The 24,896-nt window shown below is 43.8% G+C and carries 30 protein-coding genes; 27 read left to right on the top strand and 3 right to left on the bottom strand.

Features of this window, described 5'->3' with window-relative positions:
• The first annotated feature begins 1 nt into the window (after position 1).
• Positions 2–1,156: an N-acetyldiaminopimelate deacetylase gene (locus RXV91_RS10060; protein ID WP_316439762.1), complete on the top strand. Its 1,155-nt coding sequence runs from the start codon at positions 2–4 to the stop codon at positions 1,154–1,156.
• Between the two features lie 129 nt (positions 1,157–1,285).
• Here the strand turns inward: RXV91_RS10060 and RXV91_RS10055 are convergent, their stop codons facing one another.
• Positions 1,286–2,179, bottom strand: a complete 894-nt coding sequence (locus RXV91_RS10055) for a mechanosensitive ion channel family protein (RefSeq protein ID WP_316439761.1) — start codon at positions 2,177–2,179, stop codon at positions 1,286–1,288.
• A 189-nt stretch (positions 2,180–2,368) separates the two neighbouring features.
• Here RXV91_RS10055 and RXV91_RS10050 point away from each other — a divergent pair, with 189 nt between their 5' ends.
• From RXV91_RS10050 to RXV91_RS10040, 3 genes are all read left to right on the top strand, one after another.
• Entirely contained in the window at positions 2,369–2,785 is a 417-nt protein-coding gene (locus tag RXV91_RS10050; RefSeq protein WP_021732515.1) for a DUF948 domain-containing protein, read from the top strand.
• Positions 2,786–2,787: 2 nt separating this feature from the next.
• On the top strand, positions 2,788–3,315 hold the full coding sequence (locus tag RXV91_RS10045) for a YtxH domain-containing protein (RefSeq protein ID WP_316439760.1): 528 nt from the start codon (positions 2,788–2,790) through the stop codon (positions 3,313–3,315).
• A gap of 68 nt (positions 3,316–3,383) precedes the next feature.
• Complete coding sequence (locus RXV91_RS10040) at positions 3,384–3,845, top strand: MerR family transcriptional regulator (RefSeq protein ID WP_316439759.1); 462 nt, start codon at positions 3,384–3,386, stop codon at positions 3,843–3,845.
• Between the two features lie 105 nt (positions 3,846–3,950).
• Here the strand turns inward: RXV91_RS10040 and RXV91_RS10035 are convergent, their stop codons facing one another.
• Positions 3,951–5,063 carry a Xaa-Pro peptidase family protein gene (locus RXV91_RS10035; protein ID WP_021732512.1) on the bottom strand — a complete coding sequence of 371 codons (1,113 nt, stop codon included), beginning with the start codon at positions 5,061–5,063 and terminating at the stop codon, positions 3,951–3,953.
• A gap of 267 nt (positions 5,064–5,330) precedes the next feature.
• Between RXV91_RS10035 and ccpA the strand changes: the two genes are divergently transcribed.
• The 20 genes from ccpA to RXV91_RS09935 all read left to right on the top strand — a co-directional run bounded on the left by ccpA (position 5,331) and on the right by RXV91_RS09935 (position 21,957).
• Positions 5,331–6,341: a catabolite control protein A gene (gene ccpA, locus RXV91_RS10030; protein ID WP_316439758.1), complete on the top strand. Its 1,011-nt coding sequence runs from the start codon at positions 5,331–5,333 to the stop codon at positions 6,339–6,341.
• Between the two features lie 119 nt (positions 6,342–6,460).
• Complete coding sequence (locus RXV91_RS10025; RefSeq protein WP_316439757.1) at positions 6,461–7,333, top strand: TIM barrel protein; 873 nt, start codon at positions 6,461–6,463, stop codon at positions 7,331–7,333.
• Positions 7,326–7,646 carry a DsrE family protein gene (locus RXV91_RS10020; protein WP_316439756.1) on the top strand — a complete coding sequence of 107 codons (321 nt, stop codon included), beginning with the start codon at positions 7,326–7,328 and terminating at the stop codon, positions 7,644–7,646. Before RXV91_RS10025 ends, RXV91_RS10020 begins: the two co-directional genes overlap by 8 nt.
• A gap of 200 nt (positions 7,647–7,846) precedes the next feature.
• Positions 7,847–8,575, top strand: a complete 729-nt coding sequence (locus RXV91_RS10015; RefSeq protein WP_003641545.1) for a YebC/PmpR family DNA-binding transcriptional regulator — start codon at positions 7,847–7,849, stop codon at positions 8,573–8,575.
• Between the two features lie 137 nt (positions 8,576–8,712).
• Entirely contained in the window at positions 8,713–9,633 is a 921-nt protein-coding gene (gene rbsK / locus RXV91_RS10010; RefSeq protein ID WP_316439755.1) for a ribokinase, read from the top strand.
• A gap of 327 nt (positions 9,634–9,960) precedes the next feature.
• The gene (gene comGA, locus RXV91_RS10005; protein WP_316439754.1) at positions 9,961–10,935 is read left to right on the top strand and encodes a competence type IV pilus ATPase ComGA; all 975 of its coding nucleotides are present in this window, start codon (positions 9,961–9,963) and stop codon (positions 10,933–10,935) included.
• The gene (locus RXV91_RS10000) at positions 10,874–11,920 is read left to right on the top strand and encodes a type II secretion system F family protein (RefSeq protein WP_316439954.1); all 1,047 of its coding nucleotides are present in this window, start codon (positions 10,874–10,876) and stop codon (positions 11,918–11,920) included. The genes comGA and RXV91_RS10000 overlap by 62 nt, the downstream gene beginning before the upstream one ends.
• Positions 11,917–12,270, top strand: a complete 354-nt coding sequence (comGC, locus tag RXV91_RS09995) for a competence type IV pilus major pilin ComGC (protein WP_316439753.1) — start codon at positions 11,917–11,919, stop codon at positions 12,268–12,270. Before RXV91_RS10000 ends, comGC begins: the two co-directional genes overlap by 4 nt.
• Positions 12,260–12,733 (top strand): type II secretion system protein, encoded by a 474-nt coding sequence (locus RXV91_RS09990; RefSeq protein WP_316439752.1) that lies wholly within the window; start codon positions 12,260–12,262, stop codon positions 12,731–12,733. Before comGC ends, RXV91_RS09990 begins: the two co-directional genes overlap by 11 nt.
• A complete protein-coding gene (locus RXV91_RS09985) occupies positions 12,699–12,911 on the top strand; it encodes a histidine kinase (protein WP_316439751.1) in 213 nt (70 codons plus the stop codon). The genes RXV91_RS09990 and RXV91_RS09985 overlap by 35 nt, the downstream gene beginning before the upstream one ends.
• On the top strand, positions 12,904–13,392 hold the full coding sequence (locus RXV91_RS09980; RefSeq protein ID WP_316439750.1) for a prepilin-type N-terminal cleavage/methylation domain-containing protein: 489 nt from the start codon (positions 12,904–12,906) through the stop codon (positions 13,390–13,392). Before RXV91_RS09985 ends, RXV91_RS09980 begins: the two co-directional genes overlap by 8 nt.
• Positions 13,352–13,516 (top strand): hypothetical protein, encoded by a 165-nt coding sequence (locus tag RXV91_RS09975; RefSeq protein ID WP_021732500.1) that lies wholly within the window; start codon positions 13,352–13,354, stop codon positions 13,514–13,516. The genes RXV91_RS09980 and RXV91_RS09975 overlap by 41 nt, the downstream gene beginning before the upstream one ends.
• Before the next feature lie 48 nt (positions 13,517–13,564).
• Positions 13,565–14,614, top strand: a complete 1,050-nt coding sequence (locus RXV91_RS09970; RefSeq protein ID WP_316439749.1) for a class I SAM-dependent methyltransferase — start codon at positions 13,565–13,567, stop codon at positions 14,612–14,614.
• Positions 14,615–14,625: 11 nt separating this feature from the next.
• The gene (locus tag RXV91_RS09965; RefSeq protein WP_316439748.1) at positions 14,626–15,816 is read left to right on the top strand and encodes an acetate kinase; all 1,191 of its coding nucleotides are present in this window, start codon (positions 14,626–14,628) and stop codon (positions 15,814–15,816) included.
• Between the two features lie 321 nt (positions 15,817–16,137).
• Positions 16,138–17,523, top strand: coding sequence for an amino acid permease (locus RXV91_RS09960; RefSeq protein ID WP_316439747.1), 1,386 nt, complete (start codon positions 16,138–16,140; stop codon positions 17,521–17,523).
• A 283-nt stretch (positions 17,524–17,806) separates the two neighbouring features.
• A complete protein-coding gene (locus tag RXV91_RS09955; protein ID WP_316439746.1) occupies positions 17,807–18,415 on the top strand; it encodes a metallophosphoesterase in 609 nt (202 codons plus the stop codon).
• Between the two features lie 69 nt (positions 18,416–18,484).
• Positions 18,485–19,870: a bifunctional UDP-sugar hydrolase/5'-nucleotidase gene (locus RXV91_RS09950; RefSeq protein ID WP_316439745.1), complete on the top strand. Its 1,386-nt coding sequence runs from the start codon at positions 18,485–18,487 to the stop codon at positions 19,868–19,870.
• Between the two features lie 18 nt (positions 19,871–19,888).
• Positions 19,889–20,518 (top strand): YutD family protein, encoded by a 630-nt coding sequence (locus RXV91_RS09945; protein WP_021732494.1) that lies wholly within the window; start codon positions 19,889–19,891, stop codon positions 20,516–20,518.
• A gap of 22 nt (positions 20,519–20,540) precedes the next feature.
• Complete coding sequence (locus RXV91_RS09940; protein WP_316439744.1) at positions 20,541–21,332, top strand: TIGR01457 family HAD-type hydrolase; 792 nt, start codon at positions 20,541–20,543, stop codon at positions 21,330–21,332.
• The gene (locus RXV91_RS09935; protein WP_316439743.1) at positions 21,316–21,957 is read left to right on the top strand and encodes a TIGR01906 family membrane protein; all 642 of its coding nucleotides are present in this window, start codon (positions 21,316–21,318) and stop codon (positions 21,955–21,957) included. The genes RXV91_RS09940 and RXV91_RS09935 overlap by 17 nt, the downstream gene beginning before the upstream one ends.
• 125 nt (positions 21,958–22,082) lie before the next feature.
• On the opposite strand, the gene RXV91_RS09930 is transcribed toward RXV91_RS09935, so the two are convergent.
• Complete coding sequence (locus RXV91_RS09930) at positions 22,083–22,739, bottom strand: VTT domain-containing protein (RefSeq protein WP_260352023.1); 657 nt, start codon at positions 22,737–22,739, stop codon at positions 22,083–22,085.
• A 164-nt stretch (positions 22,740–22,903) separates the two neighbouring features.
• Between RXV91_RS09930 and RXV91_RS09925 the strand changes: the two genes are divergently transcribed.
• The 3 genes from RXV91_RS09925 to RXV91_RS09915 all read left to right on the top strand — a co-directional run bounded on the left by RXV91_RS09925 (position 22,904) and on the right by RXV91_RS09915 (position 24,402).
• Positions 22,904–23,488 carry a peptidylprolyl isomerase gene (locus RXV91_RS09925; protein WP_021732490.1) on the top strand — a complete coding sequence of 195 codons (585 nt, stop codon included), beginning with the start codon at positions 22,904–22,906 and terminating at the stop codon, positions 23,486–23,488.
• Between the two features lie 127 nt (positions 23,489–23,615).
• Positions 23,616–24,023 (top strand): CvfD/Ygs/GSP13 family RNA-binding post-transcriptional regulator, encoded by a 408-nt coding sequence (locus tag RXV91_RS09920; RefSeq protein WP_316439953.1) that lies wholly within the window; start codon positions 23,616–23,618, stop codon positions 24,021–24,023.
• Between the two features lie 196 nt (positions 24,024–24,219).
• A complete protein-coding gene (locus RXV91_RS09915; RefSeq protein WP_251897346.1) occupies positions 24,220–24,402 on the top strand; it encodes a hypothetical protein in 183 nt (60 codons plus the stop codon).
• Positions 24,403–24,896: the final 494 nt, after the last annotated feature.

Genomic DNA, 24,896 nt, shown 5'->3' with positions numbered 1-24,896 from the left:
AATGGTCTTACGGGAAACCGATCTAATTCCAATTTATCAACACTTACACCAAATTCCGGAAATCGGCTTACAAGAACATGAAACACAGGCTTATTTATTGTCGATTATTGGCAAGATGCCTCAAGATTGGCTGACAATCAAAACCATTCCAACTTTGGATACGGCGATTTTAGTGAAAGTCAGTGGTTTAAAGCATGATTATCGAATCGGTTATCGAACTGACATCGATGCGTTACCAGTTACTGAAAATACGGGTTTACCATTTGCATCGACCCATCCAGGGGTGATGCATGCGTGCGGACATGATATTCATATGTCAGTAGCGCTGGGAATTCTCAGTTATTTTGCGGAAAATCGACCGGCCACTGACATGGTCTTCATGTTCCAGCCGGCCGAAGAAAATGCGTCGGGTGGTCAGCGCTTATATGAGAGCGGAGCTTTAACTGGTGATTGGATGCCGGATGAAATCTTTGCATTTCATGACAATCCGAACCTACCAACGGGGGCAATCGGTTGTCGGATGGGCACGTTGTTTGCCGGCACTTGTGAGATCCATGCGCACTTGAGTGGAAAGAGTGGCCATGCTGCATATCCACATCAAGCCAATGATATGGTCGTCGCTGGGGCAGCGTTAGTCTCCCAGCTGCAGACGATCGTAGCGCGCAACGTGGACCCGATTCAAAGTGGTGTGGTGACATTAGGTCACTTTACGGCGGGGACGATTGGCAATGTGATTGCCGGTGAGGCGCAGATCGATGGGACGATTCGGGCATTAACGCAGGAGATGAACCTGCATATTCAACGGCGTGTTCGGACGATTACTGAAGGCGTAGCACTCTCTTATGACTGCAATATTGATTTAAAGCTCAATCAGGGTGGTTATTATCCAGTGGAAAATAATGACGTGATTACTGCTGATTTTATCCAGTACATGCAGGATGATGACGATGTCAATTTCATTGAAACAAAACCAGCAATGACCGGTGAAGATTTCGGTTATTTGATTCATCAGATTCCAGGGACAATGTTCTGGTTGGGGGTCGACAGCCCGTATTCATTACACTCGGAAAACATGGTGCCACACACGGCTGCCATTATGAGTGGCGTCAATGCAATGACTGGTTTCTTGACTCACCGAAACGCTTTGCACAAATAATTCTAAACAACGCACCAGACTAACAAGTTTAGTCTGGTGCGTTGTTTTTAGCTAGTTATTTCGTAAATGAAGCCCGCACGTCAGCACTCATCTTTGAGCGACCGAGGTGCGGGCTAGTTTTGATGTTGTTTATTTATGCGTTGGTGCGATATTCAGTCGTGGTGAGGGCAGTTGAATTCCTGCGGCTCGGGCTGCATCCAAATAGGCTGCTAAAAAATCGCGCTGAATTGCAAATTGCATTCCGTTTTTAACGTAAAACTGGACCCGGAAGACCAATGTCCCATCGGCCTGTGTAGTCACCCCTTGGATGTCGGGTTCGCCGATGATATCAGGATACTGAGGCACAAGGTCAGAATTCGTTTCTCGGACCACGTTCGTTAAATCTTGAACGGGTGTCGTGGTCAGAATATAGAGGTCAATCAAGACGCGCATGTCGTTGCGGGATTGGTTACTAATAATCAAAATCTTGCGATTAGGAATGAAGTTCAAGGTCCCATCAGGGCTAGTGACCTGAGTAGTCCGGAGCCCAATTGCTGAGACAGTGCCTTCAATTGTTTCGATTTTGACGTAATCACCTACATCAATCTGGTCTTCAAGTAAGATAAAGAATCCAGTAACGATATCGCTGACAAAGCCTTGGGCACCTAGACCTAATGCCACACTGAAAATCCCGGCACTAGCAATCAATGTGCCTACGGGAACCCCTAGAACTGAAAGAACGGCATAGATGCCGAAAAACATGATGACGTAGTGATAGATATTCAATGATAAGGTAAAAATCGTTGAAATACGGTTGTTCGCCGTGTCACTAGTATTCGCATTTGTTAAAAACAAATGATGAATCAGGCGTTTTCCTAGCCGGTCAATCACCCAAAATAGTAAAATAAACAGGACGATTTCAAGTATTTTGCCACCAATATTAATAATAATTTGTTGCCAGTCAATCTTCTTAGCTAGCTTCATCCACACCGAAACTTGTTTAGTTGGTGTTTCGACCACTGCTAAGTTAATTGGATTAAACATATCTTCACCCTCGTTATTGTTGTCTGTTCACTAGTTTATCAGATTTGACGCGGTCAACCAAGTCGTGAATAAGCGGCTCCGATTCTATCGGGAGTAGACGAAGGTTGTAAGCACTTTTTTAATTGCGGTATACTAAAGACAATGCTATGCTAGTTCTAATATAGTGGCTGTCGAAGGAGGAATTTTAGGATGATTACACACATTGCGGGCATTATTGCCGCCATTGCATTCTTATTACTAGTTTGTTTTATTGGGATTTTCTTAATGCGGATTACTAAAACGATGGGGGAAGTCAACCGAAGTTTAAATAACATTACGGATGATGTCGATGCCTTATCACATGAGACTGAAAAGATTATGGCCAATGCCAACGAGCTATTGAAAGATGTTAATGGTAAAGTGGCCACCATTGATCCAGCATTTCAAGCCATGGGCGATTTGGGACAAAGCGTTTCTGATCTTAACTCCGCCACCCGTGAATTGACTGCCAAAATTGGCAAGACTAATGAAAAGCGGAGTAAGTTCTCAAGCGCAAGTAAAGTTGGTAAGGCCGCCTTTGATGTTTACCGCAATCGACGGTCAAAAAATAATAGTGAGGAGTCTTAATTATGTCGAAAAAGGGATTCTTATTAGGTGTTGTTTTGGGCGGAGCTGCAATTGCAACTGCCGTTATGAAAATGGATGATGACAAAAAGGCGATGTTAAAGGCGAAGGCACAACAGGGCATTGCAGATTTTAAAGATCGAGCGATTGATTACGCCTTTTATGCAGCAGATGCATCTGAAGATTTCAAAACTGAAGCGGGTCAGCAATATGAAGACGCTAAGCGTAAAGTTGCCGATTTTGCGGATCAATATCAAGCGGCCAAGCAAGAGACTGGCGCAAGCTTTGGATCAAGCCTTGATCAGGCCACGGACAGCCTACGATCGGAGTTAACTAAAGTCGAAGACGACGAAGCCAATGATCCTGACATTGTCATCGACGGGGGCGCGGCTTATCAAGATGCTGCCCAAGCGACAACGTCAGCCGCAACGGATGCGACTGAAACTGCCGAAAAAGCAACGGATGCACCAGCGTCAGTTGATGCAACGGCTGATGATGCGCAACCAACTGATGATACGACACCAACCAAATAGGTATCGTAATCTTAAATGGGACACGGAGCAACGGCTCGGTGTCCCATCTGTTTTGAGGAGGAATTAAGTTGTATTCAATCGGCGCGGTCGCTAAGAAGACCGGTATTTCAAGCTATACATTACGTTACTATGATAAAGCTGGCTTAACCCCGTTTGTTAAACGTGATAAGCAGGGGCGGCGAGTCTTTAACGATGATGATTTAGATTCGTTGGCATTGATTCGGTGTCTTAAACAGACTGGGATGCCCTTGGAAGATATTCGTCAATTCATCAGTTGGTGTGCTGCTGGCGACGAGACGATCAACCAGCGATTAGCGATGTTTGAAGCGCAGCGGCAAGCAGTTGAAGCTCAAATTCATCAATCGTTATTAAATCTGCAAAAAGTTAATCACAAAATAGACGTTTACCGGCATGCTAGTCAAGCTGGTAGTGAGGCCGCTGTGAATTGCGATGTGTTGCCATTGAAACAGACTGACGCACTATTACAAGAGGTTGCAGACTACGAAGAACAGCATCCGTTACCTGAATAGTTGATATAATAGTGGTAACATAACCTACCTAGTTAGTTGTAAATTAAACACAAGTTAAAAACCGGCCGTTACGGAAAGTTCCGTAGCGACCGGTTTTTATCAAATTTATGACAAATCTAAAACTTTTAGTTCCTTTGGCGTGTGGGTGAATGGCTTAAAGCCTTCTTTAGTGACAACTCCACAGTCCTCGATTCGAACACCAGCAACACCTGGAATGTAAATGCCGGGCTCAACGGAGAAGCACATGCCTTCAACTAGGGGCATATGATTGCCAGCCATAATTGAAGGAAACTCATGGTCAGTTTGCCCAATACCATGACCTAACCGGTGAATGAAGTATTCACCATAGCCAGCCTTAGTAATGATATCGCGAGCAATCTTGTCGACATCTTCGGCCGCCATGCCCGGTTTGATAGCCGCCTGAGCAGTTAAGTTAGCTTCCAGACAGACATCAAAGATTTCTTTTTGCTTAGCGGTTGGTTGACCGTAAGCAATCGTTCGGGAGGCATCAGAAGCATAGCCTTTGTACATGACACCAAGATCGAATAAGACTAATTCATTCGGTTTAACTTGAGTTTCATTAGTCGCACCATGGGGATTAGCGGCGTGTTCACCAGCTTGGACTAAGGTATCAAAACTCATTTCCATGATGCCCTTTTTCATGAGGGCGTATTGTAATTCAGCGGCGATCTGTTGTTCAGTCCGGCCAGCCGTGACGGCAGCAAAGCCTTGTTCAAAGGCAAAGTCGGCCCACTTACCGGCAATGTTTAACTTGTCAAGTTCATCAGCCGTTTTGACGAGGCGTAATTGTTGGATGTAAGGAGATAAGTCCTTATCAAAGCGAGCGGCTGGAAATTGGCGTTTGAGTGCATTAAAGCGATCTAACGTCAAGTTGCCCGTTTCAAGTGCCCAAACTTTAGGATCAGTTAACTGTGCGTTAATGTGATCGGCAATTAAGGCGTATGGTTCTTCATGGTCTAAGTAGCCAAAAACTTTATAGGGCCAGCCCATATCCTTGATGGCTTCAACTTCAAGGGCGGGGGCGAAGAGGAATGGTTCCGCATCTGCGAAAACAAACAAAGCCAATGTCCGCTCGTAGGGATTGCTCTCAAATCCAGTTAAATATGAAATTGTGTGAAAATTACTAATGTAGGTGACGTCAACGTGGTTATCCTGGGTCCATTGACGAACTTGTTGCAGTTTCGTATAATCTGCCAATTCAAACACTCCTTAGATAAGATAAATTATTGATAATAATACTAGTATAGCGCTGTTGATGATAAAAAGCTGAGAATAATGAGCCTAAAATAACAATCTTCGTGTGGTAAATCTTGCATTTTGAAAACAAGTACGGTATTATTTTCATGAAAGCGATTTCAATAACAATCTTAAGTTGCATTGGAAGCGTAATTTTGCTATATTGGTTGATGTTGCATGAAAACGAATGAAAACATATGATACCAAGCAAGAAAGGGCTATTTTTATATGGAAAAACAAACAGTAACAATTTATGATGTGGCACGTGAAGCGGCGGTTTCAATGGCCACAGTTTCACGGGTCGTCAATGGCAATCCGAATGTCAAACCTGCAACGCGGAAAAAGGTGTTGGCCGTTATTGAACGGTTAGACTACCGGCCAAATGCGGTCGCACGAGGGTTAGCAAGTAAGCGCTCAACCACGGTGGGTGTTATTATTCCTGATGTGACAAATATTTACTTTGCTTCGTTGGCACGTGGGATTGATGATATTGCGATGATGTACAAGTATAATATTATCTTGACCAATTCTGATGATGCTGGTGAACAAGAAGTCAATGTGTTGAATACCTTGATGGCTAAGCAAGTTGATGGAGTTATTTTCATGGGTAACCATATCGATGACAAGTTGCGGGCCGAATTCAAACGTGCCAAAGCGCCAGTCGTATTAGCCGGAACGGTTGATCCGCATAATGAAACCCCAAGTGTTAATATTGATTATGTGGCGGCCGTCGAAGAGACCGTCACTAGTCTAATTGATTGTGGCCATAAGAAGATTGCGTTGGCCTTAGGTTCATTATCACAGTCGATCAATGCTGAGTACCGACTAACAGGTTACAAACGGGCCTTAACTAAAGCTAAGATTCCATTTGATGATGCCCTGGTGTATGAAGCTGGCTATTCATATGATGCTGGTCGGAAGTTGCAACCAGTTATTGCTGATAGTGGTGCGACAGCGGTTTTTGTTGGTGACGATGAGATGGCTGCTGGTATTATTAATGCTAGCATGGAATCTGGAATCAATGTTCCCGATGACTTAGAAGTGATTACAAGTAATGATACGATTATTACCCAAATTACGCGGCCAGCAATCACGTCGATTACTCAACCGTTGTATGATATCGGTGCTGTTGCCATGCGGATGTTAACGAAATTGATGAATGATAAGGAACTTGATGAGAAAACTGTGACCTTACCATATGGCATTGTGCGGCGTGGTTCAACTAAATCGGCGGACTAATTGGTCTGCGTGTCAACGAGTGATGTTGGCATAACTAAGAACGATAGCGTTATACTAGGTTTGGAATAAATATTCCAAACCTTTTTTGCTTGGAATGACTGAAAGGATGAGTTAGACGGATGACACAATTAGTAATGCGGCAGCGTCCCGGAAAAATTCAGTTAGGCTTAAAAGCGGCCCAGGACCCCGCCCAATTAATGAATCGATTACAATATCGGCCGCAGGTGTTTGAGTTTTTTACCAGTGCAGCAGATTTTGAACCGGCAGCGTTTCAAGCACTCAAAGCGGCGGTCCAATTTGTAAAGACTAATGTCACCGAACAAATTGTGATTCATCACCCGATGAGTTATCAAGGCGTCCATCTTGATCAGTTACTCGACCCACACCGTGAAGCGGGGGCGTATCAGTTTCTACAAACGAGTACGGCTCAGTTACTCGAACTAGCAACTGAATTAGATGTTAAAATTTTGGTGCATGGTGGTTATGGTAGTGATAGTGTTCCTTTAATTAAGGAATATGAGTCATTGGATGCGGCTCGTGCCGTTGTTTTTGAACGTTTAGATGAGTTGGTTCGGCAGGCGAACGGTCACGTGATGATTGAAAATGGGATAACTGCTAGTTTTATGTATGGTGACCCGCAACTAGACGAGCGAATCATTCAACATCATTATCCACTAGTTTGTGATTTGAGTCATGTTTTTATTGCATTACATGGTGATATGGCATTGACCATACTGACTTTGAAGCGCTTGAAACCGCTCATTCAGCATTATCATCTGGTGGATTCAATGGGCCAGCGTCATGATAGTTTACCCTTAGGCCAGGGGTTGATTGATTGGCCACGAGTACTGCCAGTTCTTAATCCACACGCTACGATGATCTACGAGGTGCCGGACGAAACGGATGCGACTTGTGCTAATATGTTGAGCAGTTATCATTATCTACGTGCGCTTGAGGTGCGGTCGCTAGAAGGAGGTCGGTTAAATGACTAACTTAGTAGTACATGTCGATGAACCTGCTAAGGTTGCAATGGCGATTAGTAATGTTCAAAACTTTGTGGCGGTACGACCGACAAGTACGGTAGTGGTTGTGGTTAATGGGCCAGCGATTACAACGTTAACAACGTCTGTCTGGGATGGGTTACGACTGACGTTACCGCAGGTTGAAATTGATGCTTGTCATAATGCCATGATTAGTCACCAGATAAGTAAAGCGCAACTCCCAGCTACTGTAACTATCGTACCTGCTGGCGTGGTGCGAATTGTGGATTTACAAGCTGAGGGTTACGCTTACTTACGGCCATAGGGAGTAGGGAGATTGGTTCGTCAACAGTTGCAGGAAACTAGTTCATGGTTACCTGCTAATTTGTTCAGTAATCTGAAGTCAAAGAGTAGAACTTGGCTATCATTGGGTCTAGTGCTTGAAATCGCTCGCTTTTTTTGCTATTATACTTTACGTATGTTTATCTACTAAATTGAAAATAAATATGAAAGAAGGAGTCACACATGTCAGGACATTCAAAATGGCATAACATTCAAGGACGTAAGAACGCCCAAGATGCTAAACGTGGGAAAGTCTTCCAAAAGATTTCCCGTGAACTTTATATGGCTGTAAAAGCCGGGGGTCCTGATCCAGATTCTAACGCGCAATTGCGGTTAGTTATGGATAAGGCCAAAGCTGCCAACATGCCTAAAGATAATATTAAACGGGCGGTTGATAAAGGTAGTGGCTCCGGTGCGGAGAACTACGAAGAAGTTACTTACGAAGGCTACGGCCCTGGTGGTATCGCCGTTCTGGTTCACGCATTAACTGATAATAAAAACCGGACTGCTGCAGCTGTTCGTTCAGCGTTCACGCATCATGGTGGCGCATTGGCGGCGACTGGTGCCGTTAGTTACATGTTTGATCGTAAGGGTTACATCGTGATCAGTCGCGAAGACTTAGATACCGACGAAGATACGATGTTGATGGACGTTTTAGATGCTGGTGGCGACGATTTACAATCAAGCGACGAAGCGTTTGAAATTTACACTGATCCTAAACAATTAGCGGCCGTTCGGGATGCACTTGAAGCTAATGGTTATAAGTTGGAAACGGCTGAATTGACCATGATTCCTGAAAACTTAACGGATGTACCGGCTGATAAGGTTGAAAAGTTACAACACATGATTGATGAATTGGAAGATAACGACGACGTATCAGAAGTATACGAAGCTGCTAACTATCCAGATTAATGATGAAATGACGTGGTTCTTTGATGATAAATCAAGGAACCACGTTTTTTAGTGTTTAAAATATTAGTAAAACAAGTGCGCGTCTTCAGCCAGTTTGCTAAAATTAGAACAGTTGAATACTGAAAGGACGAATAATCATGAATAAAGTAACCGTACTAGGTAGTTTGAATGTTGACTCGATTTTACGCTTCAAGCGCTTTCCCAAGCCCGGCGAGACTTTGCCATTAACTGGAAAGAGCGTTGCTGGTGGTGGTAAAGGGGCTAACCAAGCCATTGCGGCAGCCCGGGCTGGGGCTCAGACCACTTTTATCGGTAAGGTTGGCACTGATCAGGAAGGTGCGTTTATGGTGCAACAGCTGACGAATAGTGGTGTTGATGATCAATATGTTCAACATAGTAATATAGCCAGCACTGGCTCAGCGTTCATTTTGTTAGATAGTAGCAGTGAAAACCGCATTCTAATTGACGGTGGGACAAATCAGCAAGTTACGGCTGAAGATGTGGAACGAGCGCGACCGGCAATTGATGCTAGTACTTTTCTGATTGCGCAGTTTGAAACACCGATTACGGCGACGATTCGGGGCTTTGAATTGGCGCGTGCCGCTAACAAAAAAACGATTTTAAATCCGGCCCCTGCTACAACAACGGTACCAACAGAACTACTAGCAACGACGGACTTAATTGTCCCCAACGAAACTGAGACTGAGACGTTGACTGGCGTGCACATTACTGATGAACAATCGATGATTCAGGGGGCACAGAAGTTGCAAGCGCTCGGTGTTGCTAACATTATTATTACTGTTGGGAGCAAGGGGGCATTTTGGATGCGTGGCACCGAACATGGTTTTGTACCCGCTTATAAGGTTGAAGCTGTTGATACGACTGCGGCTGGTGATACCTTTATTGGTGCGCTAAGTTCAGTTCTGAAGCCAGATTTTAGTAATTTGGCTGCTGCGGTTCGGTTTGCGAACCGAGCTTCTTCCTTAGCTGTTCAAAAATTAGGTGCGCAACCATCGATTCCAACTAAGAATGAGATTGAACGAGCTGATCGGGTCTAAATAGCGTTAAGATGTGACTGCCAGTTGATATTAAAATGAGCGGTTGCTGATAGGATAAACACACGCAGGATGATAACTTGGTTTAGGCCGAGCCGTGAAGTGATTATCAAGCTGGAAATTTATAACGGGTTGATTTTGAAATAAACCATCTTGGAAATGACATGGCGTGAAGTGCCCCATCATTGTTGGATTTATCTATCCAACAATGATGGGGCACTTCAACTTTTTTCAAGGTGGTTTTTAGGGTGGCTAAATAAAAAAATATATTTTCGTGGAAATTAGTTAATGTTGCGAAATTAGTTATTGAAAGGAGCGTGACAGTAACTAATGGCGATTGAAGCAAAGTTGAACGACATTATTCAGGCGGCCGTGAGTCAGCGTGCCAGTGATATATATTGGTTACCTGCGGCGGAAGGTTATCAGATATTGATACAAACTACGGGAAGTTTGCGGGCCCTAGCACAGATGACGACGGAGGGTGCCCAACAATTGATGAATCACATTAAATACCGGAGTAATATGGCAATCAGTGATCATCGTCGGCCACAGTTGGGTGCGATGACGTTAATACTGGAAAAGCAAACTTTGAATTTGCGAATTTCAGCTGTGGGTGACTTTTTAGATCGTGAGTCCTTAGTCGTACGACTACTGTATGAAGGTGAATCCCAAGCGTTGCAATATTTAATTCCACATCAACGCCAGCAATTGAGCCAGCTAATGCATCGAACTGGTTTAATTTTATTTGCAGGGCCCATGGGAGCTGGTAAGACGTCAACCATGTATGATCTTGTGCGACAACTCCGGGGGCAGCGGCTGGTAATGACGATTGAAGATCCAGTCGAAATTTATGAACCACAATTTTTACAATTACAAGTGAATCAACCCGCACAAATGGCCTATGCGGATTTATTGAAAGTTGGGTTACGCCACCATCCCGATGTGTTTATTATCGGTGAGATTCGTGATGCGGAAACGGCTAAAATTGCAGTACAGGCAGCGTTAAGTGGACATTTGGTATTAAGTACCATCCATGCGCGTGGTGTTTATGGTATTATGCCACGGTTAGCACAACTAGGCGTGGCCCCAGCTGTTCTAGAACAGGCTTTAACAGCAATGTCCTATCAACGCTTGGTGCCGGTGACAGATGGTAGTGTTGCCACGATTTTTGATACGGTTGTGATGCCCCATAAAATTCCGCAAACAACCCAGATGATGACTGAAAGGTGGGCACAATTAATTGATGAACAATTGGCAGCGGGCCGTCTTGATCATGCAACGGCCAATCAACTTAAGGAAGCGTAAACGACTTCCGATTGCGATACAGGCCACGTTATTTGAAACGTTAGCTGATTTATTAGGCAATGGTTTTTCATTCCAACAAGCTTTTCAATTTGCTGTGGATGTGGAAGGGCCAGCCTTTCAGTCGTTACAGCCCGTATTGGTGCGTTTAGCAGCCGGGGACGAGCTTTCAACGGCGTTGCGACCATACATTGCAGTTGATTTGTACTATCAATTCTTAATTGCAGAAACACATGGTGAATTGCGGCATACCTTGACTCAGGCGGGACAGTTAATGCGAGCCCGGGCTGAACAGGGCCGGCAAGTCCGACGGCTATTACAGTATCCATGTCTACTATTAGTACTGTTATTGGGAACCCTGGGGCTAGTCAAATCAGCGATTTTACCGAGTTTAGATGCAGGCAATAGTGTGAGAGACACAGTCCCACCGTGGCAATGGATCAGTGGGGTGAGTATTGTCATTTTAAGCATCAGTTTATTAGGATTGGGACTGAAGATTAAGCACTTACCGATTCGTCGCCGGTACCATTGGTTAGCACGACTACCATTAGTTGGGCCGCTGATTAAAAATTATTGTGGCTATTATTTAAGCCTCAATGCTGGCATGTTACTAACTGGTGGCTTGGGAATTCGGGGCATCTGTGAAGTCAGTCAGCAGTTTCAACCGAAGGCACTGATTTATCAGCAAGGTCAAGTCGTGGAACGGGCTTTGCTGAGCGGCACTTCATTAATGACCATTATTCAAAATGACCGACTATTACCGGATGAACTGGCTTTGTTGGTAGGTAAAGAGAGCCCAACCGATCAGCTGAGTCAAGAGTTGCTGTACTTTGCAACTTTGCAGTATGAGCGATTGATTCGACAATTGAATCGGTTGATCAGTTGGATTCAGCCCGTCATGTTCGGTATTATTGCCTTGGTCGTGGTGGGTACGTATATGAGTCTGTTATTACCGATGTATCAATCAATGGGGGAGATTTTAAAATGACATTATTAATGCAACGATTATTGAAAAAAACGACAGCGTCACGGCGCGGCTTTACACTGATTGAAATGGTGATTGTACTGGCCATCATCAGTCTTTTAATGTTGATTGTGGTTCCGAATTTAAATGATCAACGTAACCGGGCAACCGCTCGGCAAAAAGAGGCCCTTACAGAGGTCGTTCAAAATCAAGCGGAAATGTATGCCAATGACACGGGCGAAGCAGTCACGGGTGGCCCTGAAATGTTGGACAAACTGTTGGATAAGGGCTATATCAATGCGGGGCAACATAAACAGGCCACGAATCAGGGGATTAGTCCAGTCCGTCCCCAAGCAAAGTTAATTGGGGGTTAAACGGTCTGCTTTCACGCTAATTGAAACAGTAACGGTGTTAGCCATTGTGGCTAGTCTAGCGGTCATCGCTGTGCACCGCTTTCCAACCCGCCAACGGCAGCAGAATGCTGAACAGGCCTTTTGGCGGGAATTACAAACGATGTGGCAGCAACAAACGTTAACGGCTAGTGTGACGGGGCAACCACAAGTCGTTAGCTTTCGGGGGACGGAAGTCGTGACTTGGGCCGGTAAACGGGGGCGGCCGGTACCGGCTCAACAGTGGCATTTGCCGTTACCTGTAACGCTGAAAACGGAACGTGGCCGAGATATTCAAATTCAGAGAAATGGGCATCCAGAATTGGCCGTGGTGATTTTTAAATCACAGTTGCAACCTAAACGGCAGATTAAATTGAATGCATTGATGGGGTGGGGGGCGTACAAAGTCACATATGTTAAAGACGCGAATGGGTTTTATGATGATTGAGACAATTGTTGCCCTTGGTTTGTTGATGGGTGGATTGATTAGTTTTGAAAGTTTGGAATTAATGATGCAAGCTCGTGAACGACAAACCTTGCAGGCTATTCAGACGGCTAGGAGGCAGTACGAAGAACGGCAACAACAGCTGTTGTTGCCGGTAATACCGGAGTTAGCTAATGATTAGGCGGCACGGTTTTACTTTAATTGAAGCTGTGATGGCCCTGAGTATTGTGGCCGTTGTCATGACGACCCTTTTTCAAGGACAACGTAATTTAGGGCGACGTTCACAAGTTGATTTACCGACAGTTGAATGGTATTTAATGTTACACGAACTTGAAAACCCGGCGCACCATTTTGTGGTCAATCAGATTTCCGACGAAGGTGGTTTGGAACCCGGAAAAGCGGTCCATTTGACGAATACTGTTACGGGCAAACACTACTTGTTGACGTATTATCATATCTTGCATCGAATCGGATTACATCACTATGGTGGGGGTGAGATCGTGTTGATGAAAGGCGTCCAACAATTTCATATTGATGATGATTTAACCATGACGATGACAACTGACAAAGGTATTCACTTTCAATCCCGACTACTCTTACCCGATCGGAGGACATCAGTAGATGAAGAAGCGCCACGGCACCATCCTCTTATCGGTGATTAGCCTATTACTGATTGGTGGGGCATTTGAAACGCAACGGTATGTTAATTTTCGATCCCGCCAGACGTTGTATCGGTTGATCTTACAATCATACGAACATCCTTATCAAGATAAGTTGGTACCTTGATGGCTGAGTGAACCTCGTGACTTGAACTTGACTCGTAAAATCAGTAATATGGTTAAGGATTACAGATTTTGCGGGAGGGTGAGTATTCTGGCACAAGCAGAAACTGAGGCGCTTTTTCAGGTCTTAGATCAATCAGTTCAAGTTTTAATGCAACAACTATCCGTTTCTTATGTGGATGCCTTGATCGAGACTGGTGATAATTTACTAAGTCAGTCTGTGCATGTTGAGGATGGTAAACCGAATCAGGAACAGGCGGCGGCGCTAGAAAAGCGCTATCAAACCATTGATTTAAAACAATTGGATGCTGAAACGATTCGCCGGGCACTTCAACTGGCACTACTAAAAGCGATTCATAATGATCGCGTTGATCCTAACCATCAAATGACGCCGGATTCGATAGGTCTGTTAATGGCTTACTTAATTGCTAAGTTAGTGGGACCGACGACTGATTTGTCAATCTTGGATATTACGGTCGGAACTGGTAACTTACTAACCACGGTCATGAATCAATTGCAGACCGATCGGCCGCATCCAATTCAGGGTTATGGGGTTGATAATGATGATAACCAGTTGGCGATTGCTGCGATGAGTATGGACTTACAGCGTTCAGCAGTCGACCTCTTTCATCAAGACGCCATCGATCCGCTTGTCATGCCGAAAACAACGATTGCAATTGGTGATTTGCCGGTGGGATATTACCCACTTGATGAACGTGTCCAAGGTTTTCAAACTAAGGCGACTAATGGGCATTCTTACGTTCACCATCTAATGATGGAACAAGCGATGGCGCATTTGTTGCCGGGGGGGTGGGGCGTTTTCTTAGTTCCAACGACGATTTTTCAATCACAAGAATCGCAAGGACTATTAAAATGGATGAGTACGGCAGCTTATCTGCAGGGCCTATTGAATCTACCGACGAATCTATTTCTTGATGAAAAGTCACGAAAATCAATCGTTATTTTACAGAAACATGGACAACAGGCCCAACAAGCGGGTAAAGTATTACTAGGCGACTTGCCATCATTTGAGGATCAACGAGCTTTTCAGGCGTTTGCTGCTCAAATTGATGCGTGGGTTGACCAGAATATTATTCGCTAGGAGTGTGTCGTTTGGGGAAGACCATCGCCATTAACGCCGGTAGTTCGACGTTAAAATTTAAATTGTTTGAAATGCCGCAGGAGCGAGTAATCGCCCAAGGAGCGGTTGAACGGATTGGTTTTAAGACATCACCAGTCAATATTCGTTACGGTGTCGATCATCAATATCAGGAGACGGAAGTGGTCGCGGATCACTTAACGGCTGTTAACATCATTTTGGATGAGTTAATTAAATTGCGAATCATTGACTCATATGATGAGATTACTGGGGTGGGGCACCGGGTCGTTGCTGGTGGTGAATTATTTCATGAATCAGTTTTGATTACTGAACCAGTGGTTGAGCAGATAACGGCACTTGCGGAATATGCCCCGTTGCATAATCCAGCTAATGTGGTTGGTATTCGAGCTTTTAAACGGGTGTTACCGCATGTGCCAGCCGTTGCCGTGTTTGATACGTCGTTTCATGCGACCATGCCAGCTGTTAATTACTTGTATTCATTACCCTATGATTACTATCAACAGTATGGCGCTCGTAAGTTTGGTGCTCATGGAACCAGTCATCGTTATGTCGCGATGCGGGCGGCCAAGTTGTTGGACCGACCACTGACTGCATTGAAGTTGATTACATTACATCTGGGTGCAGGGAGTTCGATTACGGCGATTGATCATGGACAGTCAATGGATACGTCTATGGGATTCACACCATTGGCCGGTATTACGATGGCGACTCGCTCTGGTGATGTCGATCCATCACTCATCGTTTACCTTATGAAGAAGCTCAATATTAATGATCCTGACGAAATGCTCACAATTTTGAATACGCAATCAGGATTGCTGGGCTTGGCTGGTTCTGCCGATATGCAAGAACTTGAAGCGCGCTGTGACGTTGAGCCAATGGCCCAGTTAGCAATCGATATTTTTGTTAATCGGATCGTCAAGTACGTTGGGGCTTATTTGGCTGAGTTACAAGGTGCGGATGCACTAGTGATGACGGCCGGCATTGGCGAGCGAGATGCGAAGATGCGGCAACGCATTGCTGATCGATTAGGTTATTTTGGGATTGCCATCGATCCGGCTAAGAATCAGGTCAGCGGTGTCGAACGGGATCTAAGCACTTCGGCTGCGACTATCCGAACGCTATTAATTCCGACTGATGAAGAACTCATGATTGCTAGGGATGTTGAACGGGTGATTCACGAGTAGATATTAGTTTAAAGTAATTGATCAGTTCTTTCAAAAGCGCACCCGGCTGAAAATCCGGGTGCGTTTTTGCTTGCTAAGGTGAAAGTTGTTCATGCTAATATGCGTTGCCTTCACTTTATTCATGTAGTATCGGTGACGGCTTGATTGCTCAACTAACAAAGTTGAATGGCATGAAAGTGGGCCGGCAAACGCTTACGTTTGTGCTGAACGACGAAGATACTTGGATATGGGTATAGACCGATTTGCTAATTTTCGGAAGCGCCCCCTTTTGAATGCCGGGAATTTGCCCGCTATAATAACTTCAAGGGGAGTGCAAAGATAATGATGAAAGAAAATTCACAGCCCGAGACGGAACAACTTTCGCGGGGCTTAAAAAGTCGCCATGTTCAATTAATTGCCATCGGCGGCACGATTGGTACTGGGCTGTTCTTAGGTGCCGGTCAATCCATCCACTTGGCTGGTCCGGCGATATTGATCGCGTATTTAGTGACGGGCTTAGTTTGTTTTTTATTAATGCGAGCGTTAGGTGAACTACTGTTATCTGATCTTCATACGCATTCTTATATTGATTTTATTAAGCAATATTTGGGTGATAAGACGGGGTTCGTGGCTGGTTGGACGTATTGGGTCTGCTGGATCACGATTGCAATGGCTGAAATTACAGCTGCTGGTGAATACATGCAGTTTTGGTGGCCTAAGTTACCACAGTGGCTTCCAGGATTAGTTATCTTGATCTTACTGCTGGGCTTAAATTCAATTAACGTTTCAGCCTTTGGGGAAACTGAGTTTTGGTTTGCAATTATTAAGATTGCGGCCATCATCGCGTTAATTGTGGTCGGTGTCGGAATGGTGATTTTTAGTGTTAAGACGCCTGTTGGCCACGCTAGTTTAACGAATTTAGTTAACTATGGTGGCTTTATGCCTAATGGAATCAAAGGGCTAGTGCTATCATTTCAAATGGTCCTATTCAGCTTTATTGGGATTGAGATGGTCGGTATGACGGCATCAGAAACGGCTGATCCGAAAACGGTCATTCCCAAAGCTATTAATGACATTCCTGTCCGGATTATTTTATTTTATGTGGGTTCATTATTTTTCTTAATGTGCATGTATCCGTGGCGGTATTTTTCCGCAGCTCACAGTCCGTTCGTACAAGTATTTACGAATTTAGGAATTCGTTCAGCAGCAGCAATAATTAACTTTGTGGTTCTAACAGCGGCTGCTTCTAGTTGTAATAGTGCGCTGTTTAGCACCGGTCGGATGTTGTTTTCACTGACTTATGATGGTCAGAGTAAGTTTGCCAAACGTATGGGGACACTCTCAACACGACAGGTGCCCCGAAATGCACTGTGGTTTTCAACGCTAGTTATTGGGCTGTCAGTGATTTTAAATTTGTTGATGCCTGGTAAAGTCTTTTCGTTAATTGCGAGTGTCTCGACCACGTGCTTTATTTTTATTTGGGGCGCCATTGTGGTGGCTCATATTAAGTATCGACGTCAAGCGGGGCGTCAGGTTAAAGTGAAATTCCGGATGCCACTCTTTCCGCTATCTGATTACTTCATACTTGTATTCTTAGGCTTCATTGCCGTGGTATTGTGCTTGAAATTTGAAACGTTGATTGCATTGATCGTGTCAGTAGCCTGGGTGGCTGGCCTTTATGTGGTCAAAATTGTGAGTGATCGAATCCGTCAACGGAATCGTGGTTAGTCATTAAGCTCGCATGGTTACTGACGGTATGATTGTTGAATGTAACGATTTATTTTAGAAATGTGTCTAACTGTCATTGGTTGCAGTTAGACACATTTTTTGATTACTAATTATTGACCGCAATCGCGTTAGAGTCCAGTTGCTTTAGTCGTCTAGGTGATGAATTGTGGGTCGCTTAAAACTGTTCTAGTGCCTTTTAGAACGGGGCGCGGTACAATGATAATTGACTAGCTTTAAAAGCGGCCTTTGACCAGTTTAAATATACGAATAAGAGGTTTGAACGATGCAATACTTTACGTCTGATACACATTTTTATCATGCTGATTTACTCGGTGATAATGATTTTGCGCCCCGATCATTTCCTGATGTTGAGACGATGAATCAAGCTATCGTCGAACATTGGAATGCACGAGTCACAGACCAGGATACGGTTTATCATCTCGGTGATGTGGCGTTATATTTTACGCGACCGGCGAAGCTATCTTATGAGCGGGTTTGCACACTATTAGCTCAATTAAATGGCAAAATTGTTTTTATTAAGGGAAACCATGATTCCCGGGCTTTCTTTAAGTATTTAGCTGCGCATGATCCGCAGTTAAATGGGCAACCAAAGTTTGAATTTCATGACGTTGGGGTGTTGATTAAGTATGATCACCGACAGTATTACATGACGCACTATCCAATGATGATGGGGATTGTCAAACAAATTATTAATTTGCACGGGCATATTCACCATTATGCAGTCAACGTTAAGGAAAATATTAATGTAGGTGTTGATACACCAGAAGTCGATTATTTGGACCATCAAGTGCCATTTGGGACGCCGTTTTCATTGACCGAAATTGAGCAAATGGTTAAGGGGAAAGCTGTTGATTTCGCTAAGCGGCAGTAAGGGAGTGCTTGACCGAGTTTAGGGAATGCTTTAGGATTAACAAAGACAACGATTGAGGGGCGATTGACCGTGGATGAGCAAGTCACGATTTTGCATACCAATGATTTACATTCGCATTTTGAAAATTGGCCACGTATTCAGCGATATTTGTTGGCTGAGCGTGCACAACGCCGACGAGCCGGGAGTCATGTGATTACGGTTGATTTAGGTGATGCGGTCGATCGCGCCCATCCGCTATCGGAAGCTACTCAAGGACAAGCCAATGTGGCGTTGTTAAACGGAATTGGTTATGATGCGGTCACGATTGGTAATAACGAGGGTCTCGGGTTAACACACACCGCTTTAAATCAACTATATCAACGGGCTAATTTTGATGTGATTCTCGATAATTTGACGGATATGACGACACATCAGCTGCCAAGATGGGCATTGCCTGCCAAAATCATAACGACGGTGCGGGGCACGCGGATCTTACTACTGGCATTTACAGCACCGTTCACGTTGACTTATCCGTTAAACGGATGGACACCAGCAGCGGTAAAGACGCGGTTGCCGGAATTGTTGCGCCAATACGCGGGCCAATATGATGTTTTGGTCTTCATGTCTCATTTGGGGATTAACGTCGATCGTTGGTTGGCTAAACGGTTCCCAATGATTGATGTAATCATTGGCAGCCATACGCACCACTTATTAGTGAATGGTGAACTGAAGAATGATGTCCTAATCGCAGCTGCTGGTAAATATGGTGAATATATCGGACGAATCGAATTAACCATTGACGAGCGGCACCGTGTCAAAACAGTCAGGGCCCATACTGTCGCCACGGCTAGTTTGCCCGCTGTAGCGGATGATGAGGCGTTGGTTGCAGGTTGGAAGCAACAGGGAGAAGCGTTACTGACCCAGCAAGTTGTGGCGAGCGTTCCCACACAACTACGCCCACATTGGCATCATGCGAGCGAGTTAACGGCCTTGGGACTGGCAGCCATTACAGATTACGCCGGGACCAATCTTGGAATGCTCAATGGTGGCTTGTTTATGCGGGATCTACCGGCAGGCCTGGTGAATCAAAATGATTTACACACCATGTTACCGCACGCCATGCACGTTATTCGGGTGACTTTGAGTGGTATGGAACTTTGGCGGTTAGTCTATGAGATGGAACTAGTGCGACCGTTTTTGAACAAATTCCCCATCAAAGGAATGGGCTTTCGTGGTCAGGTTTTTGGTTATATCCAATATCAAGGACTGGCATGGCAAGCTGATCAGCACGAATTACTTGTGCATGGGCAACCGGTTGATCGCCAAAAAACTTACCAAATAGCGTTATTAGACCATGACCTATTTATTCCCTTCTTTCCAACCCTCAACATTAGTGGTCAAACTGAAATTTTATTTGAAGCAATGCTAAGAACGGTTGTTGGCAACTATTTAACAAGTCAATGGCCGGTTAATTAATAGAAAGGTGGTGTCAATGTGAATCGCGAACATATTGATGAACTAGCTGAACAACAAGCGGAACGGCGACGTAATTTATATCATGGACTACGGACTGATAAGAACCACTTTGAAGTTAGCAAGCACCCGTTTGAAATCGTTTATGATTATCGCCAGGGCTTTGACCTCGATAAATTCGTTGAACGTTACAGCTCAATCTTGAACAAGTATGATTATATCGTTGGTGATTGGGGCTTTGAACAGTTACGGCTAAAAGGTTTTTTTCGGGATGATGTTAAGGATGTGCAACGGTCACAGACGATTGGTGCGGTTCAGGACTATCTATATGAATATTGTAATTTTGGCTGTGCCTATTTTATAGTGAAAAATGAGCGGGTCATTAAGCCGAAACGGACAAGTCGGCCACGTAAGGATGATCGGCGTGGCAAGAAAGCCACTAGTAACCGGCAGTCGCGTGCACGGAGCAATCGCAATAGCAGTCGTAGCAAACAACGACGTAAGGCGCATAATTTTACGACAAAGCAAAAAGCAGCACCGTTTACTGAAAAGCGTCAGCAGCCTGCAAAGGTAACAGCTGGTAATGGTAACCAGGCCCGGACGACGAAGCAGAACAGTGGTAAGCGCCACTTTACTATTCGACAAAAGTAGTGAACAGAGAGAGGTATTTTGATTGAGTAAGTACAAAGGTTATTTAATTGATTTGGACGGAACGGTTTATCGTGGTCGGGAACGAATCCCAGCGGCTAAACGATTTATTGAACGGTTGCAAGCAAGTCAGACGGATTTTCTATTGGTCACCAATAATACAACTAAATCGCCAGAAGACGTAGCGGCTAATTTGGCAGATAATCATGATATTCATGTCAGTCCAGCCAACGTGTACACGGCGGCATTAGCAACGGCTGATTATGTCGATGATTTGGCAGGTGACGGCGAGAAGACGATGTATGTCATTGGTGAACTTGGTTTAAAGGGCGCCATGCTTGAGAAGGGCTTTAAATTTGACGAACAGACGCCCCGATTTGTGATTGTTGGTTTGGACTATGATGCGACCTATCATAAGTTTGAACTGGCAACATTGGCAATCAAACGGGGTGCCAAGTTTATTGGAACTAACGCGGATACTAACTTGCCTAACGAACGGGGCTTAGTTCCTGGGGCCGGTTCGGTGATTGCGATGGTTGAGCGGGCAACGCAGCAACGGGCAACCTATGTCGGTAAGCCAGAAACGATTATTATGCAGAAAGCGGTCGACCGAATTGGCCTCGACAAGCACGATTGTGTGATGGTTGGCGATAATTATATGACGGATATCTCGGCAGCAATTAATTTTGGAATTGATTCCTTGTTAGTATATACCGGGGTTTCTACACCTGAATTAGTCACTAAACAGACTGTCAAGCCAACCAATGAGGTCAATACCTTGGATGAATGGGATTTAGACGATGGTGTGGCTAAATAGAGTCAAGAATGTAGCCCAGTGGATCAGTTTATACTTGTGGCTAGTCAGTGGCACGATCATTGTGACGATCAATGCGACGTGGCTGTATTTTGCAAACGCGTTCTGGCAAAAACTGGGATCGGTCGTCAATTTGACGTTGGGTCAATTAATGACGAATTACTATCAGTTGTTAGCTTATCTTAATTTTCCGTGGGTCCCTAAATTAGTGATGACGGATTTTACGGATTCAACTAGTGCGTTGGTGCACTTCGCGGATGTCAAAAACTTATTTATGCTTGATTATGTGGTTTTCATTGTCACAAGTGTGGTCGTTTACTTCTTTTGGCAACGACTGCGACGTGATCGTCAGTTATGGCGCCTAGTGTTGCCGATGCAGACAGCGCTATGGGTTCCGCCACTAGTTGCTGTCGTGATGGCAATTAATTTTGATCAGTTCTTTATTATGTTTCATAAAATTTTGTTCCGTAATTCAGATTGGTTATTTGATCCATTATTGGACCGAATCATTTTAGTATTACCGGATACATTCTTTGGGCAGTGTTTTGTCTTAGCATTTGTGTTGATTGAATGGGCGTTTGTCTATCTGCTCAGTATTGGACAACAGGCGTTACGTGAAAACGACTAGTGAAACTGATTAATGGTTACTGGTGAATTGGCAGAATTTTTGCCGTTTAGGTAACGTAAATAAAAAGGTCCACCAGCAAGTTTTAAATCTGCTGGTGGACCTTTTGAGGTTTTAAGTTAAGCGAATTAGTCTTCTTTTTCTGCAGGGTGGCTGAAACGGGCTCGTAATGCCGAGAAGACTGCTGGAATCAAAGAAACTAGAATGATGCCAATCACGACCATTGAGAAGTGACTTTTGACGAACGGAATATTACCGAAGTAGTAGCCACCGCCACAACAGAGGATAACCCAGAGGACGCAGCCAATGACGTTGTAACGAATAAATTGTTGATATTTCATTCGTGAACTGGCCGCGACGAACGGAACAAAGGTCCGAATGATTGGCATGAAGCGGGCAATTGTAACGGTGATGCCACCATGTTTTTCGAAGAACTTTTCGGACTTTGCTAGTTGTTTCTGATTGATCAATTTACCGAACCATGATGTTTCGGTCAGGCGCTCCCCTAAAGAATGACCAATATAGAAGTTGAGCGAGTCTCCCGCTAAGGCTGCTACTAGGAAGATGATGACAAATGTCCAAATATGTAAGCCATAGGATGGATTAGCTGCAAGTGCGCAAGCTGCAAATAAGAGTGAGTCACCGGGTAAAAATGGTAAGATGACCGCACCAGTCTCAATAAAGATAATGGCAAAGAGAATAAGGTACGTCCAAATTCCAAAACTATTAACGATGGTGACTAAGTGTTGATCAATGTGCAACACGAAATCAATTAAAAAGCTCATGGTTACCTCCAAGTAATATGAAATTAATCTTATCTAGGTTAACAGAAAATTAATGGAAATACTATGCCTAGTTGGTAATCACAAGAAAACCTTACAAATGGCTGGCTTTTAATTGCGTTCTCTTGTATCATCAAGATAATCTTTTATAGAAAACGGGTGATTTTGTGGCATTTCCACAATTAGATTTAAGTCAGGTCGATGGACCAAAAGCAACAATCAAAACTAACTTTGGCGACATTAAGGTTCAGTTATTTCCAAAGCAAGCACCTAAGAGTGTTGAAAATTTCGTTGGTTTAGCCAAGAAGGGTTACTATGATGGGATTATTTTTCACCGAGTAATTCCTGATTTTATGATTCAAGGTGGCGACCCGACTGGTACTGGCATGGGCGGTGAAAGTCTATGGGGCCAACCTTTTGAAGATGAGTTCTCACCAGAAGTCTTCAACTTAAGAGGGGCCCTGTCGATGGCGAATGCTGGTCCTAATACGAACGGCAGTCAATTCTTTATCGTTCAAAAGCCACAATTAGATGCTGGGATGGGTGATCAGATGAAACAAGCTGGTTATCCAGAAGAGGTTGTGACGGCATATGGTAATGGTGGCACACCATGGCTGGACTTTCGGCATACTGTTTTTGGTGCTGTTAGTGATGGAATGGACATCGTTGATAAAATTGCGGCAACTAAAACAGGGATGCAAGACAAGCCAGTTAAAGATGTCGTGATCGAAACAATTGCGATTGAAGATTAGTAGTAATGAAAGGATCTGCGGATGCAGGTCTTTTTTATTTAGTAAACGATTTTGCAATCTATGGTATTCAGGTTATAATACTATGGATTGCAATTGTTATAAGAACAAATGATAAAGAAAGGATGGAATTGTCATGAGTGATTATCGGATTGGCATGCGGGTTCATGGACGAGTGACTGGAATTCAGCCATACGGTGCATTTGTAACGTTAGATGGTGAGCATCAGGGCTTGATTCATATCTCAGAGTGTCATGAAGGGTATGTTAAGAGCATTACTGAATATCTTAAGGTTGGTCAGGCCGTTGATGTTATTATTTTGGATATTGATGAATATACTGGCAAAATCAGTCTATCGTTGCGCTGCATTGAACATCAACCGCACCCAACGGTCAATGATTTAGAAATTTATAAGACTTTTCGACACAAACATTTTTGGACAAATCGGCATGTTCATGCGGGATTTGAGCCAATTGCGACCCATCTAGCGGGTTGGACTGCAGATTCACTAAACCGACTGAAGGCGGGTGAGTATTAGTGCAAAAACAAGTTGCGGGCACAATCATATACAATGATCAACAAGGAACTCATTTCTTAGTTGGTCAATCTGATTCAAGGTATTATTTTTATCGATTGCCAGTTCAAGCTGGCAATTCACCATTGGCTTCAGTGTTGTGGGCTTTGCGGCATACAATTGGTATTGATGTTGATCAATTACGTTTGTATGATTCTTTATGGCAAAGCTGGATAATGAAAAAGTCGCAGTTTTTGTGTTTGACCATTTAGCTCTCGATGAGCAAACTCGTGTGAAGTTTGAGCAGCACGGGTTAAGGTTTGTTTTAGCAAGTGAGCTGCATGAGCTATTTATGAGTGTTAGTGTGAGCGAAACGACACCTTTTACGAATTTATCAAAATAAATTCAAATAAAGGGTTGACCTGCATACTAATACTTGATAATATATATCTTGTCGCCGCGAGCAAAGCTGCTAAACAGCTAGTCAGTGGCACTTACATTGTTTCGTTTCAAAATGTTGCTTATGAATAAATATTCAAAAACAACAAAAAGTTATTGACATGAATAATCGCTGATGATAAGATGGTTCTTGTCGCGTTAACAAATCGATTGATTGAGACGCCGGCAGTTATATATATGATAATAACGTTTTAAAATCATTTGAATAGTTATTCAGCTTATTAAATAAAGTTGTTGACAAGAAAATGATGAAATGATATTATGTAATAGTTGTGTTGAGGAAGTCAACACAATGGAATTAGATCTTTGAAAACTGAACAAAGTTTCGACGAATCAAATGTGTAGGGTCTCTTGATTTTGAATCAAGAGCAAAAACATTTGCGAAGTCAATTCGCTAGCAAATAAATTTTAGTACAACTTTAAATGAGCTTTTTAGAA

The sequence above is a fragment of the Lactiplantibacillus sp. DA1 genome, from assembly GCF_032681335.1.
In the GTDB taxonomy this organism is placed as follows: domain Bacteria; phylum Bacillota; class Bacilli; order Lactobacillales; family Lactobacillaceae; genus Lactiplantibacillus.
Note: the sequence above shows the minus strand (reverse complement) of the source record. Positions and strands in the feature narration are given on the sequence as shown.

Bases quoted from the DNA above. Each gene is read 5' to 3' on its own strand.
- RXV91_RS10060 (WP_316439762.1), top strand. From the start codon at position 2: ATGGTCTTACGGGAAACCGATCTAATTCCAATTTATCAACACTTACAC.
- RXV91_RS10055 (WP_316439761.1), bottom strand. From the start codon at position 2,179: ATGTTTAATCCAATTAACTTAGCAGTGGTCGAAACACCAACTAAACAA.
- RXV91_RS10050 (WP_021732515.1), top strand. From the start codon at position 2,369: ATGATTACACACATTGCGGGCATTATTGCCGCCATTGCATTCTTATTA.
- RXV91_RS10045 (WP_316439760.1), top strand. From the start codon at position 2,788: ATGTCGAAAAAGGGATTCTTATTAGGTGTTGTTTTGGGCGGAGCTGCA.
- ccpA (WP_316439758.1), top strand. From the start codon at position 5,331: ATGGAAAAACAAACAGTAACAATTTATGATGTGGCACGTGAAGCGGCG.
- RXV91_RS10025 (WP_316439757.1), top strand. From the start codon at position 6,461: ATGACACAATTAGTAATGCGGCAGCGTCCCGGAAAAATTCAGTTAGGC.
- RXV91_RS10020 (WP_316439756.1), top strand. From the start codon at position 7,326: ATGACTAACTTAGTAGTACATGTCGATGAACCTGCTAAGGTTGCAATG.
- RXV91_RS10015 (WP_003641545.1), top strand. From the start codon at position 7,847: ATGTCAGGACATTCAAAATGGCATAACATTCAAGGACGTAAGAACGCC.
- rbsK (WP_316439755.1), top strand. From the start codon at position 8,713: ATGAATAAAGTAACCGTACTAGGTAGTTTGAATGTTGACTCGATTTTA.
- comGA (WP_316439754.1), top strand. From the start codon at position 9,961: ATGGCGATTGAAGCAAAGTTGAACGACATTATTCAGGCGGCCGTGAGT.
- RXV91_RS10000 (WP_316439954.1), top strand. From the start codon at position 10,874: ATGAACAATTGGCAGCGGGCCGTCTTGATCATGCAACGGCCAATCAAC.
- comGC (WP_316439753.1), top strand. From the start codon at position 11,917: ATGACATTATTAATGCAACGATTATTGAAAAAAACGACAGCGTCACGG.
- RXV91_RS09985 (WP_316439751.1), top strand. From the start codon at position 12,699: ATGTTAAAGACGCGAATGGGTTTTATGATGATTGAGACAATTGTTGCC.
- RXV91_RS09980 (WP_316439750.1), top strand. From the start codon at position 12,904: ATGATTAGGCGGCACGGTTTTACTTTAATTGAAGCTGTGATGGCCCTG.
- RXV91_RS09975 (WP_021732500.1), top strand. From the start codon at position 13,352: ATGAAGAAGCGCCACGGCACCATCCTCTTATCGGTGATTAGCCTATTA.
- RXV91_RS09970 (WP_316439749.1), top strand. From the start codon at position 13,565: ATGGTTAAGGATTACAGATTTTGCGGGAGGGTGAGTATTCTGGCACAA.
- RXV91_RS09960 (WP_316439747.1), top strand. From the start codon at position 16,138: ATGATGAAAGAAAATTCACAGCCCGAGACGGAACAACTTTCGCGGGGC.
- RXV91_RS09955 (WP_316439746.1), top strand. From the start codon at position 17,807: ATGCAATACTTTACGTCTGATACACATTTTTATCATGCTGATTTACTC.
- RXV91_RS09935 (WP_316439743.1), top strand. From the start codon at position 21,316: ATGGTGTGGCTAAATAGAGTCAAGAATGTAGCCCAGTGGATCAGTTTA.
- RXV91_RS09930 (WP_260352023.1), bottom strand. From the start codon at position 22,739: ATGAGCTTTTTAATTGATTTCGTGTTGCACATTGATCAACACTTAGTC.
- RXV91_RS09915 (WP_251897346.1), top strand. From the start codon at position 24,220: ATGGCAAAGCTGGATAATGAAAAAGTCGCAGTTTTTGTGTTTGACCAT.